The sequence below is a fragment of the Mesorhizobium sp. Root102 genome (assembly GCF_001425625.1).
Classification (GTDB): Bacteria; Pseudomonadota; Alphaproteobacteria; order Rhizobiales; family Rhizobiaceae; genus Mesorhizobium.
In genome coordinates this window covers 363,191-381,378 of the sequence record NZ_LMCP01000012.1, presented here as the reverse complement: position 1 = coordinate 381,378, position 18,188 = coordinate 363,191, and the positions used below count along the sequence as shown (strand labels likewise).

The 18,188-nt window shown below is 64.1% G+C and carries 11 protein-coding genes; 5 read left to right on the top strand and 6 right to left on the bottom strand.

Annotated features, from left to right (window positions below; genetic code table 11):
- Position 1: 1 nt before the first annotated feature.
- The 3 genes from ASD12_RS13025 to ASD12_RS13015 all read right to left on the bottom strand — a co-directional run bounded on the left by ASD12_RS13025 (position 2) and on the right by ASD12_RS13015 (position 4,282).
- On the bottom strand, positions 2 to 1,270 hold the full coding sequence (locus ASD12_RS13025; RefSeq protein ID WP_056586103.1) for a cyclopropane-fatty-acyl-phospholipid synthase family protein: 1,269 nt from the start codon (positions 1,268 to 1,270) through the stop codon (positions 2 to 4).
- 365 nt (positions 1,271 to 1,635) lie between these two features.
- Positions 1,636 to 3,114, bottom strand: a complete 1,479-nt coding sequence (locus ASD12_RS13020; RefSeq protein WP_056586101.1) for a TadE/TadG family type IV pilus assembly protein — start codon at positions 3,112 to 3,114, stop codon at positions 1,636 to 1,638.
- Between the two features lie 298 nt (positions 3,115 to 3,412).
- Positions 3,413 to 4,282 (bottom strand): transglutaminase family protein, encoded by an 870-nt coding sequence (locus ASD12_RS13015; protein ID WP_056586098.1) that lies wholly within the window; start codon positions 4,280 to 4,282, stop codon positions 3,413 to 3,415.
- Positions 4,283 to 4,447: 165 nt separating this feature from the next.
- Here ASD12_RS13015 and ASD12_RS13010 point away from each other — a divergent pair, with 165 nt between their 5' ends.
- Positions 4,448 to 5,113, top strand: coding sequence for an HAD-IA family hydrolase (locus ASD12_RS13010; RefSeq protein ID WP_056586096.1), 666 nt, complete (start codon positions 4,448 to 4,450; stop codon positions 5,111 to 5,113).
- Between the two features lie 163 nt (positions 5,114 to 5,276).
- Here ASD12_RS13010 and ASD12_RS13005 read toward each other — a convergent pair whose 3' ends face one another.
- Entirely contained in the window at positions 5,277 to 5,498 is a 222-nt protein-coding gene (locus tag ASD12_RS13005; RefSeq protein ID WP_056586094.1) for a DUF1674 domain-containing protein, read from the bottom strand.
- Positions 5,499 to 5,603: 105 nt separating this feature from the next.
- On the opposite strand from ASD12_RS13005, the gene htpX reads away from it, so the two are divergent.
- From htpX to purH, 4 genes are all read left to right on the top strand, one after another.
- Positions 5,604 to 6,632 (top strand): zinc metalloprotease HtpX, encoded by a 1,029-nt coding sequence (gene htpX / locus ASD12_RS13000; protein WP_056586090.1) that lies wholly within the window; start codon positions 5,604 to 5,606, stop codon positions 6,630 to 6,632.
- Positions 6,629 to 8,020 carry an RsmB/NOP family class I SAM-dependent RNA methyltransferase gene (locus ASD12_RS12995; protein ID WP_162252247.1) on the top strand — a complete coding sequence of 464 codons (1,392 nt, stop codon included), beginning with the start codon at positions 6,629 to 6,631 and terminating at the stop codon, positions 8,018 to 8,020. The genes htpX and ASD12_RS12995 overlap by 4 nt, the downstream gene beginning before the upstream one ends.
- 233 nt (positions 8,021 to 8,253) lie before the next feature.
- Positions 8,254 to 9,978, top strand: coding sequence for a heparinase II/III family protein (locus ASD12_RS12990; RefSeq protein WP_056586079.1), 1,725 nt, complete (start codon positions 8,254 to 8,256; stop codon positions 9,976 to 9,978).
- 87 nt (positions 9,979 to 10,065) lie between these two features.
- Positions 10,066 to 11,682, top strand: a complete 1,617-nt coding sequence (gene purH / locus ASD12_RS12985) for a bifunctional phosphoribosylaminoimidazolecarboxamide formyltransferase/IMP cyclohydrolase (RefSeq protein WP_056586077.1) — start codon at positions 10,066 to 10,068, stop codon at positions 11,680 to 11,682.
- A 39-nt stretch (positions 11,683 to 11,721) separates the two neighbouring features.
- Here the strand turns inward: purH and ASD12_RS12980 are convergent, their stop codons facing one another.
- Together ASD12_RS12980 and ASD12_RS12975 are read right to left on the bottom strand one after the other, a co-directional pair.
- Positions 11,722 to 13,098 carry an MFS transporter gene (locus tag ASD12_RS12980; RefSeq protein ID WP_056586074.1) on the bottom strand — a complete coding sequence of 459 codons (1,377 nt, stop codon included), beginning with the start codon at positions 13,096 to 13,098 and terminating at the stop codon, positions 11,722 to 11,724.
- Positions 13,099 to 13,356: 258 nt separating this feature from the next.
- On the bottom strand, positions 13,357 to 18,171 hold the full coding sequence (locus tag ASD12_RS12975; RefSeq protein WP_056586071.1) for an NAD-glutamate dehydrogenase: 4,815 nt from the start codon (positions 18,169 to 18,171) through the stop codon (positions 13,357 to 13,359).
- Between the last annotated feature and the right edge of the window lie 17 nt (positions 18,172 to 18,188).

Genomic DNA, 18,188 nt, shown 5'->3' with positions numbered 1-18,188 from the left:
GCTACCGATACAGATCCGCCCGCGTCGGCGGCAGCCCGCTCGGGCCACGCGCGCGCTTGGTGACGACGGTCTGGAAAATCTGTGCCGAGGCGCGTTCGAAGGTGATCGAACAGCCGGTCAGATAAAGCAGCCAGAGGCGCGCCTTGGCTTCTCCTACCTCGGCGATCGCCTCGTCGAACCGCGCGTGCAGACGCTCGGCCCATAGGCGGCAGGTGCGGGCATAATGCTCACGCAGATTCTCGACATCGTAGACGAGGAAGCCGTGGGCTTCGAGATTGCCGAGCGTCATGCCGATCGTGTCGAGTTCGCCGCCGGGGAAGATGTATTTGATCAGCGCCTTGAACTCCGGACCCTTGCGCAAGGTCTTTTTCATGTCGCCCTTGCTGCGCCTGGTGATGGCGTGGTGCAGGTAGATGCCGCCGGGTTTGAGCAGGCGGTGAACGGTCGAAAAGTAGGCGGCGTGGTTGGCGAGGCCTAGATGCTCGAACATGCCGATCGACGATATCTTGTCGAAGCTACCGGTAAGCTCGGCGTAGGATTTTATTTCAATCGTGATCTTGTCCTCCAGCCCCTCGGCGCGAATGCGCTCACGGGCGAGTTGCGTCTGGGCTTCCGACAACGAGACACCGTGGCCGACGACGCCGTAGTTCTTCGCGGCATGGATCAGCATCGCTCCCCAGCCGCAGCCGATGTCGAGCAGCCTCTCGCCGGGCTTCAGCCGCAGCTTGCGGCAGATATGGTCGAGCTTGTCGATCTGCGCCTGGTCGATGCTGTTGGCGAAATCCTTGAAGTAGCCGCAGCTGTAGACCATGCGCTCGTCGAGGAAGAGCCGATAGAAGGCGTTCGAAATGTCATAGTGATGCTGGATCGCTTCCTGGCTCGAACCGCTGACATAAGGATTGCGCCCCGAAAGATCGGTCCGCGCCGTCATCTGTTTCCTTGAAAACAGCACGGCTGGCAGATCACGCAGGATCGCCATCTTCGGCAGCGACTTGATCTTGGTTCTGAGCCTGCCTTGCGACGGCAGGGCGTAGAAATCGAAAATCGTCCCGTCTTCGATGTCTATCGTCTTGGAAATCCACATCTCGATCAGCGTCGACAGGGACGGTCGCTTCACCATCTGCCAGACGATGTCCTGATCGTTGACAGTGAGCACAGGGCCGGTGGCGGGGCCAATGCGCTCGCCGGTCCAGAGCTTGACAGCAAAGCCCGGCTTCAGCGTTTCAACAACCGTTCGAACGATCCGCGCGGCCTTGTCGTTGGCGTCCATGCTTCCTCCCCAAAGCCAGAGCGCCAATGTTGTCTGTTTGCCCCTGGACTGCAAGCCGCCCGTCTGGCCAGCCTGTCTGGAAAGACACACACCCTGCTTTTTGAGGGTGGCACCTTGCCATTTCTCAAATGAGACCCCATCATCTCAGTGTGTTCAACAGATCGAAAGGAGGTGATCCGATGTCGAGTGATTTCGTTTTCCAGAACGTGGCCTCAGCGGATTGCACTTTCGGGAAGCAGTCTTCCCGTTAAGGCGCGAGATGCGCGGCGGAGGACCTCTTGGGTCATCGCCTAGGGCCGCGCCACGGACGGAAACACGGAAGGCCGCCAGCTTCGAAAGAAGCGGCGGCCTTTTACGTTTGCGGATTACTGGGTCAATGCGACCTTTTCGGTGTTGCGGATGATTTCCTGAAAGGCGTCGTTCAATTCGGCCCCGGTGGACACCTCGAAGAAATGTCTCTTGGCGGCGGAGGCGTCTTTCGATGAACAGCCTTTCAGCACCGCCTTTGCCTGGTCCCGCTCGGTTGCCGACATGTCCTTGTTGTTCAGATCGAAGCCGATGGTGAAAATCTCGATGCCGTCATTTTTCATGTTGCCGCACAGCGTTTCGGCGTTGCCGCGCGCAAGGTTGCCCTGGCTGTTGTAGCTGCCCCCGGCACCAGCGAAGGCGGTGTTGAATTGGCCATCGGTCATCAGGATCGCGACCTTGGCGATCTTCTTCGCGTCGGCATCCGAGGCGCCTTTGCCGAGACCGGCATTCTTGATCGCAGTGCGCCATTGCGGCGACAGCATGTAGTAGGTCCACTGAATGGCGATCGCGCCGGCCGTATAACCATCGGCCTGGAAGTCGTCGATCGAACCAAGCAATGCTTCGGAATCGGCAGTCAACGGAATCACTTCCGCATCAGGGCACCTGTTCATTCCTCCGCCATCGAGATGATCATCCCGATTGACCAAGGCATAATATTTCTTGCCGTTCCTGTCTGTGCGAACAGTGTCTGGGCCATCGGCGCTCATATCCGCGTTGCCGTTCTTGTCCTTGCGCTCCGTGGTGCAGTTGTCGGGATGTGACATCGCCGCGCCGACGATGGAGGTGTAGTCGCTGAAGGAGGGCAGCAGATTTTTGCCCGTCTTGGCGACGAGAAGCGGACTGCCGGCGACGGGTGGCAGCTCAGAGCTCCCTTGCTTCTCGGCATAGACGTTTTCCGCCAGCTTGCCGGCGTTCACCCCTGATGCGTAAGGCACAATCGCGACGCGGATGCGGGGGTTCTTCGGATCCTGGTTCTGCAGCATCGTCAGAACGGCGTTTTTTGCAGCTGCTCTGAGATCGCGGATTTTGTCGACCTTGCCGCGCTTCCTCATCGATCCTGTTATGTCGAGCATCATCGCCACTTCGACGGTCTTGTCCGAATAGAGCGCCGTCGTTGAAGCGGTGACGCGCTTCATGTCACCCATGCCAAGAATCGGGAAATACAGGGCGACGTCGACATGGGCGTCCGCCTGGACCGTCTTGGCGGTCTTGCTGACAATCAGGCTGTCGAGCACGATCTGATCGATCCGCAGGATGCCGGCCTGGCTGTTGGCGTCGAGAAAGGCCTGCACCGATTTGTTGGCGTCGGCTTCCTTGATGACGCCAGTCGTCAGGTCGCGCGCCGTCGACGTGACCGCGGCGTCGACCACGCCCTGAAGGCTCGATCTGGCATTGTACAGCTGCGAGACGTTGACGGAAAAGCCGACGCTCAGCGCCAAGACCGAGGCAGCAAGGCCGAACAGGACTGCGAAATTTCCACCGCGATCCCTGGCGAACCCGCCGACCGCGTGAACAAGACCCCCGTAATTCCGCATCCTACAGCCTCCACTCGCCTCGGCCTCGTCGCCGCAGGAAGGACAATGCAGGATTCCAGCCGGATGACGCCGCCGCGCCCTGGAGGGCTGGCTGCTCAACACCAACGCATTGTTTTTGTTTGGTTTCGAGCTTCACAAAGGTGAACGATTGGTAAACAAAAAGACACGGCCGCGGCTTCGTTTACAAACCGCTTACCATCATCTGACCTAAGATCGCAGGAATGCCCGATGACGTCCTGTTGCGGCACAGGGCTTGTGTGCCGAAGCGGACCAGATGTTCCGAGACCGTAGAACGTGTTTAGGCCAGCATCCGTGCGCTGACCGTCCTGTCGATGCCGTGATAGGGCGGGTTGAACAAATTGCCTTCCTGTTCGTAGGTCCACACCTTGAACAGGCTGAGCCGGTGCGGGCCGAAGCTGTGCAGCAGCGGCACGTCGGTGGCGTCACGGCCGCGCGCGATGACGACGCGGCCGGTCCTCGGCGTGTTGTGGCGGGCATCGAACGTGTACCATTTGCCGTCGAGGAACACTTCCAGCCAAGCCGAGAAGTCCATCGGCGCCGGATCGACCGGCACGCCGATGTCGCCGAGATAGCCGTTCACATAGCGCGCCGGAATGTTCATGCAGCGGCACAGCGTGATCGCCAGATGGGCGAAGTCACGGCAGACGCCGACCCGTTCCTCATGCGCCTGCGCCGCGGTGCGGGTCGAGCGTGCATAGCCGTAGCCGAAGGACAGCCGGTTGTGGACATAATCGACGATAGCCTGCACGCGGGCCCAGCCCGGCGGGACATGGCCAAAGAGCTGCCAGGCCAGGCCGCTCAGATGATCCGTCTCGCAATAGCGGCTGCCCAGCAGATAACCAAGCACCTCGTCGGGCAATTCCGCCACCGGCACTTCCCTGGCCAGCGTGTTGACCTCGTCAGTGTCGCCGCTGTCCTCGACGACCGCATCGTAAAGGATGCGAAAGCCGCCGGCGGGGGCGGTGAAGCGGCGGCAGGCATTGCCGTACAGATCGTGGTAGAGCTTGGTCGGCACCGACGGCGAGGTCAGCACGCGCGTCTGCCGCTTGATGTCGGCCTGGCGGTCCTTGTGGATCTCAAGCAGCGAAATCACCGGGGTGGCCTCGGTGCATTCGATGGCGATTTCGTAGCCGAGCCGGATCAGCATCGCAGTCCCCCTTCGATCGTCGCGAAAAACAGTTTTGCTCAAACGCGAAAAGACTGGCGTGGTTCCCTGGGCCGATCGAAAAGCCCGGCCCATGTCTTCCCCTGCCGTGGCCGAGACGTTAGGTTCGGGAACGCCACAAGCGCTCCCCCGGACTCAAGGAAAATCATGTATTCAGGCAGAAAATTCGCGGCCTTCCTCTTCGATATGGACGGCACGCTCATCAATTCCATCGCCTCGGCGGAACGGGTGTGGAGCGATTGGGCAAGCCGCCAGGGCCTCGACGTTGCCGCCTTCCTGCCGACTATCCATGGCGTACGGGCGATCGAGACCATCACCGGCCTGGCACTCCCGGGCGTAGACCCGGCGCATGAGGCTGATCTGCTGCTGAAGGCCGAGGCAGCCGATCTGGACGGCATTCTCCAGATCGTCGGCGCGGCGGCGTTTCTCAATTCGCTGCCGCCCGAGCGCTGGGCGATCGTGACCTCAGCGCCGCGTGAACTGGCGCTGTTGCGCATGCAGGCCGCCGGCATCCCTGTCCCTTCCGTCCTCGTCGCGGCGGAAGATGTCTCCCGCGGCAAGCCGGCGCCCGATTGCTTCCGGCTTGGCGCGGAACGGCTGGGCTTCGATGCGCGCGACTGCCTCGTGTTCGAGGATGCTCCGGCTGGCATCACCGCAGCCGAGGCGGCGGGCGCGGCGGTCATGGTCATCAACGCCACGCACAAGCATCCCTTGCCAACGCAGCATGCCGCGATCGCAGGCTACGACACGGTTGGCATCACCATCGACGAGCATGGCTGGATCGCGCTGGAACCGCAGCGCAGCGCCGCCTAAAGATGTAGCGCAACGCCGTCTAAAGGTGTGTTGAGATTCAGGTCAGGCTGAGACGAAAGCGTTGGTTTCCGAGAACCGGAGCAGAGCGTACTAAAGTACGTGAGCACCGGTAGCGCAGGAAACCAACGCTTGCAGGCCAGCATCACCTGAATATCAACATACCTTAGAAGTCGCTGGTCAGGCCCTTGACCTCCCAGTCGCCATAGCGGCCGGGCTCCTTGCCGCCACGGCCGCCGATTTCCTTCGGCGCTGCCGCTTCTTTCTCCAAATATTTTACACGCCTTGCTTCGGCCTCCGCGAGCGCCCGTCTGGCTGCCGGCGTCAGCGCCTTTGGCGAGGGATCATGGCCAAGGTCGGCATCGATTTTACTGGTTTCGTCGTTCACGCGATACTTCCAACGGATTGAAACAGGAACTGGCGTTTCCCATCATATAGCGATGAACGCACGACTATCGACCCCCTTTCACCACCAGTTGGACAGGAGCAGACGATGAACACCATCCGCACCGCCATGCTTCTTGCCGCGATGACCGCACTGTTCATGGGCGTCGGCTTCTTGATCGGCGGATCGGGCGGCATGATGATCGCTTTCCTGTTCGCCGCCGGCACCAATCTGTTCAGCTACTGGAACGCCGACAAGATGGTGCTGTCGATGAACCGCGCTGTCGAGGTCGACGAAAGGAACGCGCCCGAATATTACGCCATCGTCCAGTCGCTGGCCAAACAGGCCGACCTGCCGATGCCGAAGACCTATCTGATCGACAATCCGCAGCCGAACGCCTTCGCCACCGGCCGCAACCCGCAGAACGCCGCAGTCGCCGCCTCCACCGGCCTTTTGCAGGCGCTGACGCCTGAAGAGGTCGCCGCCGTGATGGCGCACGAGCTCGCCCATGTGCAGCACCGCGACACGCTGACCATGACGATCGTCGCCACCTTTGCCGGCGCCATCTCGATGCTCGGCAATTTCGCCTTCTTCTTCGGCGGCAATCGCGACAACGACGACAACAACAACAACCCGTTCGGCTTTGTCGGCGTGCTGGCGGCGATGATCGTGGCGCCCTTTGCCGCGATGGTCGTGCAGATGGCGGTCAGCCGCACCCGCGAATACGAGGCCGACCGACGCGGTGCCGAAATCTGTGGACACCCGCTCTGGCTGGCATCGGCCCTTGACAAGATCGCCCGCGGCGCCGAACGCATCCGCAACCCCGATGCCGAGCGCAATCCGGCAACCGCGCATCTCTTCATCATCAATCCTCTTTCCGGCGAGCGCATGGACAGTCTGTTTTCCACCCACCCAAGCACAGAAAACCGCATCGCCGCCTTGCAGGCGATGGCGCAGCAGATGCAAGGCAGCGAAACCCAGGCCGCTCCGCGCCAGGCGCCACGGCAGGCGGACGAACAGCGGCCATCCGGCCCGTGGGGCGAGGCCGCGCAGCCCGAGCAGCCGGCGGAGCCCGCCAGGCCGAAATCCAACCCGTGGGGCCGCAACCCGACCGGACCCAAGGGCCGGTGGTCGTGAGCGTGGCGGACAGAGGACCTCGACGCACGGTTTCAGGTGATCAGGAACACAACAAGGACGGCGGCGACTTCGTTGCCGGCCTCGCCGCACGCAAGGCGGCGGCGCGCCTGCTTGCCGCCGTCATCGACGCCAGGACGCCGCTCGACGGCCTGACCGATCACGAAAACGGCCACCCGCAATACAAGGCGCTCGATTTGCGCGATCGCGGCCTCGTGCGCGCCATTCTGGTCACCGCGCTACGCTATCGCATGACCATATCAGGGCTGCTGGCGCGACGCCTGGAGAAGCCGCTGCCGCCCAATGCCACTGCTTTGTCGCACATCTTGCATGTGGCGGCGGCCCAGATCCTGTTCCTCGACATCCCCGACAGCGCCGCAGTCGACCTGGCCGTGACCCACGCCAAGTCCGATCCGCGCACGGTGCGCTTCTCCGGCCTCGTCAATGGCGTGCTGCGCACGCTCGCGCGCGCCAAGGAAACGGAATTGCCTGCCGCCCTTGCCGCCACCGACGAAGCGCCCAAATGGTTTTCCGACCGGCTGAAGTCCACCTATGGCCCTGAGAAGGCCAGGCAGATCCTGGCAGCCCACCGCGTTGAGGCGCCGGTCGATTTCTCGGTCAAGGCCGATCCCGAGCTTTGGGCCGAAAAGCTCGGCGGCATCGTTCTGCCGACCGGCACGGTCCGGGTGGAAAAGCTTGTTGGACCCGTCATCGAATTGCCCGGCTTTGCCGAGGGCGCCTGGTGGGTCCAGGATGCCGCGGCCAGTCTGCCGGCCCGGCTGTTCGGCGATGTCAGGGGGCTTCGTGTCGCCGATCTCTGCGCAGCTCCCGGCGGCAAGACCGCGCAGCTCATTCTCGCCGGCGCCAAGGTCACCGCCGTCGACACCTCGAAAAACCGGCTAATGCGGCTGACGCAGAACCTCGACCGCCTCGGCCTGTCCGCCGAGATCGTCCCGGCCGACCTGCTCAAATACGAGCCGAAGGAATTGTTCGACGCCGTTCTCCTCGACGCGCCCTGCTCGTCGACCGGCACGGTGCGGAGGCATCCCGACGTGCCATGGACCAAGACGGCGGCCGATGTCGAGAAACTCGCCGACCTGCAACGCAGGCTGCTCGCCCGCACTGTTACGCTGGTGAAACCCGGCGGCAGGATCGTCTTTTCCAACTGCTCGCTCGACCCGCTCGAAGGCGAGGACCTCCATCGCGCCTTTCTGGCCGGCAGGGCTGACATAGCCAACGATCCGCTGCGGCAAGGTGAGATTGCCGGCATCGATCCGTTCCTGACGCCGCAAGGCACGCTGCGCACCACGCCCGCCGACCTGGACCTCGGCGCGCCGAAGCGCTCGGGCCTCGACGGCTTCTTCGCCGCCCGGATGCGTCGAGCCGGCTAATGTATGCCGCAGCGGTTTTGGGGCAACGACATATGTGAAACACAACCCTGAGGTGCTTCGCATCGGATTACAGCGGCGCGCTTTGGGATTTAACTGACTGGATTTAATGACTTTTTTAGGGAGGCTCGGGGGCAAAACCGGGTGAACCGGCACGGTCCCGTGGAATTCGCCTTCGCACGAGTCGTTCAATCATGTAAACTCGGCGCCGGGGTAGAGGACGATCAGGAGGGGTTTTGGCACTTGCTGCCAGCAGCACGACGCGTCTGTGGACGCTTGTCGCGAAGGAGTTCTGGCGCAAGACGCGCCGACGCCTGCGTGCCGGGCCTGTCTATCGCTGGCGCTATTCCGGCCGCACGCCCGAACGTGTGCTCATAGCGCCGCCTGACCTGCGCCTCGCCGACCCGCAGATTGCACTCGAGATTTATTACGGCCGCTATCCCCTGTCGGGACATCTGGTCGAGACCGGGGGCAAGTCGCCTTTCCAGATCACCGTACCCAATCACGGCTGGCAGAAGACGCTGCACGGTTTTCGCTGGCTGCGCCATATGCGCGCCGCCGGCACCGAGCTTGCAGCCGCCAATGCCCGCGCCCTGGTCTCCGACTGGATCGCCATGCATGGCAGCCATATTTCCGGCATCGCCTGGGAGCCAGGCACTACGGCCAAGCGCATCATCGCCTGGCTGCAGCACTCCTCCGTCGTGCTGCAGGGGGCCGAGTTCCCCTTCTACCGCGCTTTCCTGAAGTCGCTCGCCATCCAGATCCGCTACCTCCGGTCGATGGCGCGCGAAATGCCCGACGGCAAGGACAGGCTGCGGGCCCGCATCGCGCTCGCCTTCGCCGCGTTGTCCCTGCCGGCGCCGGCATCGGCACTGCGCGGCGCAACCCGAAACCTTGCCGAGGAACTCGACCGCCAGATCCTCGCCGACGGCGGGCACATTTCGCGCAATCCGATGGTCGTCCTGGAAATCCTCGCCGACCTTCTGCCGCTGCGCCAGACCTATGCCAACCAGGCGGAGACGCCGCCGCAGGCACTGATCGGCGCCATCGACCGCATGCTGCCGGCGCTGCGCTTCTTCCGCCATCAGGACGGCAGCCTCGCCCGCTTCAACGGTATGGGCGCCACCATCCACGACCGCATCGCCACCATCCTGCGCCACGACGATACCGCTGGCGCGCCCCTGCTGCATGCGCCGCATTCCGGCTATGAGCGCCTGTCGATGGGTGGCAGCACGGTCATCGCCGACACCGGCCTGCCGCCGCCGGTCGACGTGTCCAACGCAGCACATGCCAGCTGCCTCGCCTTCGAACTGTCGTCCGGCCGCCAGCACTACATCGTCAACGCCGGCATCGACACCTATGGCGCAGCTGAATTCCGGCCGCTGGCGCGCGCCACCGCCGCGCACTCGACCGCCACCATCAACGACACCTCGTCGGCACGCTTCAGCCATTCGCTGCGCGTCAACGACCTGCTCGGTTCGCCGTTGATCGGCGGCCCGCAGCATGTGCAGTGCAAGCGTACCGACCAGAAGGGCGTTCAGGGGTTCATCGCCCGCCACGACGGCTATGTCCCGCGCTTCGGCTTCCTGCATGAGCGCGAGCTGAAACTGTCGGCGAACGGCAATGTGCTGGCCGGCAGGGACCGTTTCCAGCGCCCCGGCAACGCTGCAATCCGCAACAACGGACGCGACTTCGTCACCATCCGCTTCCACGTCCACCCCGACATCAACCTCCTGCAGGACGAGCATGATCGCCTGGTGCTGGCCGCAGATCAGGCCGACACCTGGGTGTTCACATCAGCCGAAGTGGTGCCGGAGGTCGAGGAATCGATCTATTTCGCCGGTCTCGGCGGCCCCCGCCGCAGCCGCCAGATCGTGCTAGCCTTCAAGGCCTCGGAAGTCGCCGAAGTCCACTGGCAGCTGACGCGCACCCGCATAGCCGGTTACCCGGAAAACAACTGAGCTTGCCTGACCGCCGGTTTGATTTCCGGGCGGCATGTGCTACGGGCGCGGGCATCCATCACACAAGCCGTGAAAGGCCGCCAGCCCATGGCCGTCGCCGCCAAGAACATTCCCGCACCTGACCTCGTTCCCGTGCGTCGCGCCCTGCTCTCCGTCTTCGACAAGACCGGCCTCATCGATTTCGCCACGGCGCTGGCAGCAGCTGGTGTCGAACTGGTCTCGACCGGCGGCACGGCAAAGGCGATCGCTGAAGCGGGCCTGGCGGTGCGCGACGTCTCCGAGCTCACCGGTTTTCCCGAGATCATGGATGGCCGCGTCAAGACCTTGCATCCCAGCGTGCATGGCGCGCTGCTGGGCGTGCGCGACGACCCGGAGCATTCCGCGGCAATGCGCAAATACGGCATCGAGCCGATCGATCTCGTCGTCTCCAATCTCTATCCGTTCGAGGAGGTCCGCCGCTCCGGCGCCGACTACGCATCGATCGTCGAGAACATCGATATTGGCGGGCCGGCGATGATCCGCGCCTCGGCCAAGAACCACGCCTATGTCGCCATCGTCACCGATCCCGGCGACTACGCCTCGGTGCTGAACGCGCTGGAGATGAACATCGGCTCGCTGTCGCTGGATTTCCGCAAGAAGCTGGCGGCCAAGGCCTTTGCCCGCACCGCCACCTATGACGCTGCGATCTCCGGTTGGTTCGCCGAAGCGCTCGAGATCGAGCATCCGACATGGCGCGCCTTTGGCGGCAGGCTTGTCGAGGTGATGCGCTACGGCGAGAACCCGCATCAGAGCGCCGGCTTCTACGTCAACGGCGACAAGCGGCCGGGCGTCGCCACGGCGCGCCAGCTGCAGGGCAAGCAGCTGTCCTACAACAACATCAACGACACCGACGCCGCCTTCGAACTGGTCGGCGAATTCGATCCGGCACGCTCCGCCGCCGTCGCCATTATCAAGCACGCCAACCCGTGCGGTGTCGCCGAAGGCACCTCGCTAAAGGCGGCCTACGCCAAGGCGCTCGCCTGCGACCCGGTCTCGGCCTTCGGCGGCATCGTCGCCATGAATCGCGTCCTCGACGCCGAAGCCGCCGAAGAAATCGTCAAGACCTTCACCGAGGTGATCATCGCGCCCGGCGCAACCGGCGAGGCAGCGGCGATCGTCGCGGCGAAGAAGAACCTGCGCCTGCTGGTCGCCGGCGGCCTGCCGGACCCGCGCACATCAGGCACGACGGTCAAATCCGTCGCCGGCGGCATGCTCGTCCAGGGCCGGGACAATGCCGTGGTCGACGACCTCGAGCTGAAAGTGGTGACCAAGCGCGCGCCGACGCCCGCCGAAATGGCCGACCTCAAATTCGCCTTCCGCATCGCCAAGCACGTCAAGTCGAACGCCATCGTCTACGTCAAGGACGGCGCCACCGTCGGCATCGGCGCCGGCCAGATGAGCCGGGTCGATTCCTCACGAATCGCCGCCCGCAAGGCGCTCGACGCCGCCGAGGCCGCGGGCCTTGCCGAACCGCTGACCAAGGGTTCGGTCGTCGCCTCCGACGCTTTCTTCCCCTTCGCCGATGGATTGCTGTCGGCGATCGCCGCCGGCGCCACCGCCGTCATCCAGCCCGGCGGCTCGATGAACGACAAGGACGTCATCGCCGCCGCCGACGAGCACGGCATCGCCATGGTGTTTACGGGTGTGAGGCATTTCAGGCATTAGCGCCCTTTCCTTCTCCCTTGGGAGAGAAGGGAAGAGCGGCTATTCGCTTGGCCGGTCCGCCGGATAGGGCGTCTTGATCAGGATCGCCATGCCGACCCCAAGGAACAGCACGATCACCGCCATGCCGAGCCGCGCCGAGCCGCTGGCCAGGGTGACGGATGCGACCATGAACGGCGCCAGGAAACTGGTCGCCCGCCCGGCCAGCGCATAAATGCCGAAATAGCGGCCGGATTCTGCCGCCGTGACGCTGCGCGCCATGTAGGACCGCGACGACGCCTGCACCGGCCCGAAAGCCACGCCGATCAGCAGGCCGAAGAAGATGTAGGCCTTTTCCGCCGCCGTGCCGAACAGGCCGCCACTGTCCGGTCCAGGCATCATCCAGAGGCCGAACAAAGTGTAGCCCGGTCCGGTCGAGACGATGCCGATCGTGGCGATGCTGAGCAGGACCAGCGAAATCATCACGATGGTTTTTGAGCCAAGCGCCATGTCGAGACGGGCTGCAACCAGGCAGCCGAAGATGGCGACGACGTTGAGAATGATGCCGAAAATACCGATCTCCGTGATCGACCAATGGAACATTGCAGCCGCAAAAGTGCCACCCAGCGCCAGCAGCGCATTGACTCCGTCCTGATAGATCATGCGGGCGACAAGGAAGCGGAAGATGCCGCTGCGCTTGCGCACCTCACCCAGTGTTACTTTCAGCTCCGCCAATCCCTCTCGCACCGCCGGACCGATCGGCAGTCCCTTGATGGCATCGGGGGTGAAGAAGAACATCGGCAGGATGAACAGGAAGTACCAGCCGGCCGACAAAGGCCCGGTGGCGCGTGCATCCTCGCCGAGCTTCGGGTCGAGCCCGAACAGCGGCTCGATGCCGATGATCGTCTTGCCGGTCTCCGGCGAACCGGCCATGCAGGCGACGACGAAGATCAGCGCAATCATGCCGCCGAGATAACCAAGGCCCCAGGCCATGTTGGAAATCCGGCCGATCTCGCTCTTCGGCACCAGCCGCGGCATCATCGAATCGTTGAACACGGTCGAAAACTCGGCCGCGACCGATGCCAGCGAGAACAACAGCACGACCAGGAAAAGGTTAGAGCCGGGGGCCGCGAACCACAACAGGCAAAGGCTTGTGATCTTGACCGCGGCGAAAAACGCGATCCACGGCTTGCGCGGTCCGGTCTGGTCGGCGATCGAGCCGAGGATCGGCGACAGCACGGCGATGACAAGGCCGGCCGCGGCGATGCCGTAGCCCCAGGCCGCCTGGCCGGTTTCCGGATTGCTGGCCATGCGCGAGACGAAGTAGGGCCCGAAGATAAAAGTGGTGACGACCGTGAAGAACGGCTGCGCCGCCCAGTCGAACAGCATCCATCCCCAGATGCCGCGCCCGGACGCGCGCTGCACTGCTACCTCGGTCATGTCCCCTCCGATCGCCTCATGTCGCTGGCGGCTCGCGCCATGTCTGCATGTTTTCCGATGGGCACGCAAACGAACAAGCGTCGCGCCGCCGTTCATTGGCTTGTCCCCTTGATTTCCGAGTGAACGGGGCATGGGCGCCAACCCCGACCTCCCCCTTGTAGGTCGGACCGAGGGTCCGGGTGGGTCCGGCGCCACCCCCCACCCCGCTGCTTCGCAGCGACCTCCCCACAAGCGGGAGGGTAACGCCAGGCTTCGAGACTACATCCCCGTCAGATCGCTGATCAGCCCCGACGCGACCGACAGCCGCGACACGGTGATGTCGCCGCCCTCGGTCAGCGCCTGCAGCCTCTCGCGGATGCGCGCCACCCGCTCGCCACCGGCTTCCAGCCAGGCCGCCACCGGATCGGCCGTCTTGGCGTGGCCGGTGAGTGCCGCCACCGCGATGCCGCGCCGTGCCGCGCCGATCGTATCGGTGGCGCGCGAAAGCGCCATCTGATCGTAGTAGTCCGAGGGCGTTATCGAGCGTGCCGCGTCCTCGACACGCGGGATGCGGAAGGCATCGCTGACCGCGAAGAACGCCTTGGCAGCGGCGACGATGTCGGCGCCGGCGGTGCGTGCCGTCAGCGCGATGTCGGGGATGAGTTCCGCCACCTCGCTCAGCGCCAGCTGTTCGGCCAGCCTTTCTGGCGCGCCGCTCTTGAACAGCCCGTGGCGTTTCTCTTCGATCCGCTCGCGCGAGAAGGCCGGCAGCAGCGAAACGAGCTTGGGTTCCAGCGCCTTGCGGGCTTCCTGCAGCTCAGTGATGCGCTGGCCAAGGGGTGCCGTGCCGGCATCGTTCTTCAGGTACCAGCCGCTGGTCACGTAGATCAGCCGGCTGACCATCTGATAGAGATCGAGCTGCACCTGGCCGTCGATCTGGTTGTCGAGCGCGTCGATCTCGCGATAGAGCGCCGGCAGCGCAAAACCGTCGCGCACGACGGCGAAAGTACGCACCACGTCGGCGGCGGTGCACCCCGTGGCTTCCTGCAGCCGGTCGACGAAGGACGGGCCGCCGCGATTGACCAGATCGTTGGCGACGACCCGGGTGATGATCTCGCGGCGCAGCCTGTGGCCATGGATCTCAGTGGCGTATTTCTTCGCCATCCGGTCCGGGAAATAGCCCATCAGGTCGCGGTCGAAATGCGCATCGTCCGGCACGTCGCTGGCGACGACGTCGGAAAACAGCACGATCTTGGCATAGGCGAGCAGAACGCCGAGCTCGGCCCGTGTCAGCGGTTCGCCGCGCGCTTCGCGCTCGGCAAGTGCCGCAGGCGACGGCAGCGTCTCCACGGCGCGGTCGAGCAGGCCGCGTGCCTCCAGCGCCGTCATGAAACGGCTTTGGTGCGCGATGTCGGCAAGGCCGCGCTTGCGGGCGATCGAAAGCGCCAGCGTCTGCTGGTAGTTGTTGGACAGCACCAGCGAGCCGACCTCCTCGGTCATCTCGGCCAGCAGCTTGTTGCGTGCCGGCCGCGTCAACGATCCCTTGCGCATGGCGGACGCCAGCGCGATCTTGATGTTGACCTCGACGTCGGAGCAGTTGACGCCGCCAGAATTGTCGATGGCGTCGGAGTTGCAGCGGCCGCCATTCAGGCCGAACTCGATGCGCGCCCGCTGCGTGACGCCGAGATTGGCGCCCTCGCCGATGACCTTGGCGCGCACGTCGAGCGCGGTGATGCGGATAGCGTCATTGGCTCGGTCGCCGACCTCGGCATTGGTTTCGGTGGATGCCCGCAAATATGTGCCGATGCCGCCGAACCAGAGAAGATCGACCGGCGCCTTGAGGATGGCGGTCATGATCTCGACCGGCGTGGCGGTGGTTTTGCCCAGGCCGATCGCCGCCGCTGCTGCCGCCGGCAAGGTGATCGACTTCTGGTTGCGCGAGACGATGATGCCGCCTTCCGACAGTTTCGTCTTGTCGTAGTCCTGCCAGCTCGAACGCGGCAAAGCGAACATGCGCTCGCGCTCGGCCATCGAAGCCGCCATGTCGGGATCGGGATCGATGAAGATATCGCGATGGTCGAAGGCGGCGATCAGCCTGGTCTTCGGCGACAACAGCATGCCGTTGCCGAACACGTCCCCCGACATGTCGCCGACACCGACGACGGTGAAGGGCGAGGTCTGGATGTCGCGGTTGATCTCGCGGAAATGCCGCTTGACCGCCTCCCAGGCGCCCTTGGCGGTGATGCCCATCTTCTTGTGGTCATAACCGGCCGAGCCGCCGCTGGCGAAGGCGTCGTCGAGCCAGAAGCCATGCTTCTCGCTAATCGCGTTGGCGGTGTCGGAGAAAGTCGCCGTGCCCTTGTCGGCGGCAACGACGAAATAAGGATCGTCCGGGTCGCGGCGCACGACACCGGCCGGCGGGATGACACCGTCGAGGCCGATATTGTCGGTGATCGATAGCAGGCTGGAGACGAAGTTCTTGTAGGCCGATGTGCCGGCCTCGAAGATCGCATCGCGGCTGCCGCCCACCGGCAGGCGCTTGGGGAAGAAGCCGCCCTTTGCGCCTACCGGCACGATGACGGCATTCTTGACCTGCTGCGCCTTGACCAGGCCGAGCACCTCGGTGCGGTAGTCCTGGGCGCGGTCCGACCAGCGCAGGCCGCCGCGGGCCACCGGGCCGAAGCGAAGATGCACGCCCTCGACCTCGGAGCCATAGACGAAGATCTCCCGCCACGGCCGCGGCGCCGGCAAACCGTCGACCGCATGCGAATCGAGCTTGATCGCCAGCGATTGGCCTTTAGCCCTCGTATCGGCAACGAAATGATTGGTGCGCAGCGAGGCTTCGATCAGGTTGAGGTAGCGCCGGATGATGGTGTCGTCGTCGATATTCGGCACATCTTCCAGCGCCTCCTTGATCTTGGCCTTGAGATGCTTTGCCGCCACGACGCCTTCCCCTTCGGCCTTCGGACCAAGCCGGGCGATGAACAGCGCATGCAGGCCGCGCGCGATTTCGGGATAGCGATTGAGCGCGGCGGCGATGAAATCTTGGCTTTGCGGGATGCCGACCTGCTGCAGGTAGCGGCCATAGGCCCGCAGGATGGTGATCTCGCCCGACCACAGGCCGGCGGTCTGGGCGAGGCCGTTATAGCCGTCATTGTCGACGTCGCCGCGCCAGACGGACAGGAAGGCGTCCTCGAACAGGGCGCCGCTGTCCGTCAAGTCGATCGGCTTGCCGTAGCTGTTTTCCAGCTCCATGTCGTGGATGAAGACCATGCCGGGCTGATCACTATTGATCATGCCGGACTGGTCGTCGCCGACCTCGAAAGTGCGTTCGCTGATGACGCGAAAGCCGATGTTTTCCAGCACCGGCACCCGACGCGACAGCGCCACCGGACTGCCATGGTGATAGATCTTCAGCGCCGCCTGGTGCGGCTTCTGCTCGGCATGGCGATAATAGTCGATGGCGATCGGATTGCTGGCGCTGATTTTGGCAATGCGCCCGGCATCGGCCAGCGCCACCGCCGCGCTGAACGAATCGCGGTAGCTTTCCGGCAGCCGCGCGGCGATGCGCTTCAACGCCTGGTCGGCGCCACTGGCCTCCGCCGCATCGGAAAGGGCATCTTCCCAGGTGCGCACGATGTCGCGGATCGCCGCCTCGATCGTCGCTTGCTCGACCTTGGGCGTCTTGCCGCCGGAACGGCCGATGATGAAATGCACGCGCGCCAGCCCGCCTTCGGGGAAGGCCGGGTAGTAGGCCGACAACCGGCCTTCGAACACGGTCTTCAGATAGCTGCCGATCTTCTCGCGCACGACGCTGTCGTAACGGTCGCGCGGCACGAAGACGAGGATCGAGACGAAGCGGTCGAACTGGTCGGCGCGCACCAGCGCCCGCACGCGCGGCCGCTCGACCAGGCCGAGAATGGCGGCGGCGTGCTTCCTCAGGATCGGCACCGGCACCTGGAACAATTCGTCGCGCGGATAGCTCTCCAAAACGTTGATCAGCGCCTTGCCGGAGTGATCGTGCCGGTCGAAGCCGGACTTGGCGATGATGGTTTCGGCCTTTGATCGAAGATATGGGATCTTCATCACCGAACGCGTGTAGGCGGTCGAGGTGAACAGGCCGACGATGCGCAATTCGCCCGCCAGCGTGCCCTTTGCAGTGTAGGTCTTGATGCCGATGTAATCGAGATAGATGCGGCGATGCACGGAAGACTTTGCGTTTGCCTTGGTGACGATCAGCGGCTCTGGCCCATGCAGGAAGGCGCGGATCTCCGGCGTTGTCGTCACCGCTTCGGTGCCGCGCCTGAGCACGAGCACATCGGGGTCGGTGAGGATGCCGAGGCCGGGCTTGTCTGCGCGCTCCAGCGTGCCGCTTTCCTCGCCGCCGGTGTATTTGAACTCGCGCATGCCGAGGAAGGTGAAATTGTCGTCGCGCAGCCACTCGAGGAAGGCGATGGCCTCGGCAACGCTCTTCTTGTCGAGTGGCACGGCCGAGTAGCGGAACTCGGAAATCGCCTGATCGAGGCGGGCCAGCATCGGCTTCCAGTCGTGCACGGCGGCGTGAACCTGGCCGAGCATCTTGCGCAGCCGCTCTGTCAATCCGCTGGCCTGCTCGGCGGTCAGCCGCGGGATATGGACATGGATGACGCTCAGCCGGTCGTGGTTGCCGTCGTCCTTGGCGAAATTGCCGTCGCCGAGGATTTCATCCACACCGCCTTTGCCGTGGCGCACGACGATGACCGGATGGGTGACCAGCGTCGGTTCGCCTGATGTCTCGGTGATCTCGCCGAGGATGGAATCGAACAGGAATGGCATGTTGTCGTTGACGACGGTGATGACCGTCACCGGGCGGCCGTCTCGCACAACGCCGGAATCGGCATCGACGGCGACGACACACTCGCCTTTTTTGTGAACGGCAATCGCCCGGCCGGCGAGATCTGCGGCGCGTTCGAGGTCGGCCGCTTCATAGGTGGCGATGTCTTCAGCCGGCGCTCGGGCGAGCAGATAGTCGGCAAGCCTGGCTGGCCTTTCCTCCGCTTTTGTCGCTGCCGTGGCTTTTTTCTTCGGCTTGCTCGCGGATTTCACGCTGGCCATGACGCACTTCCCTCCCG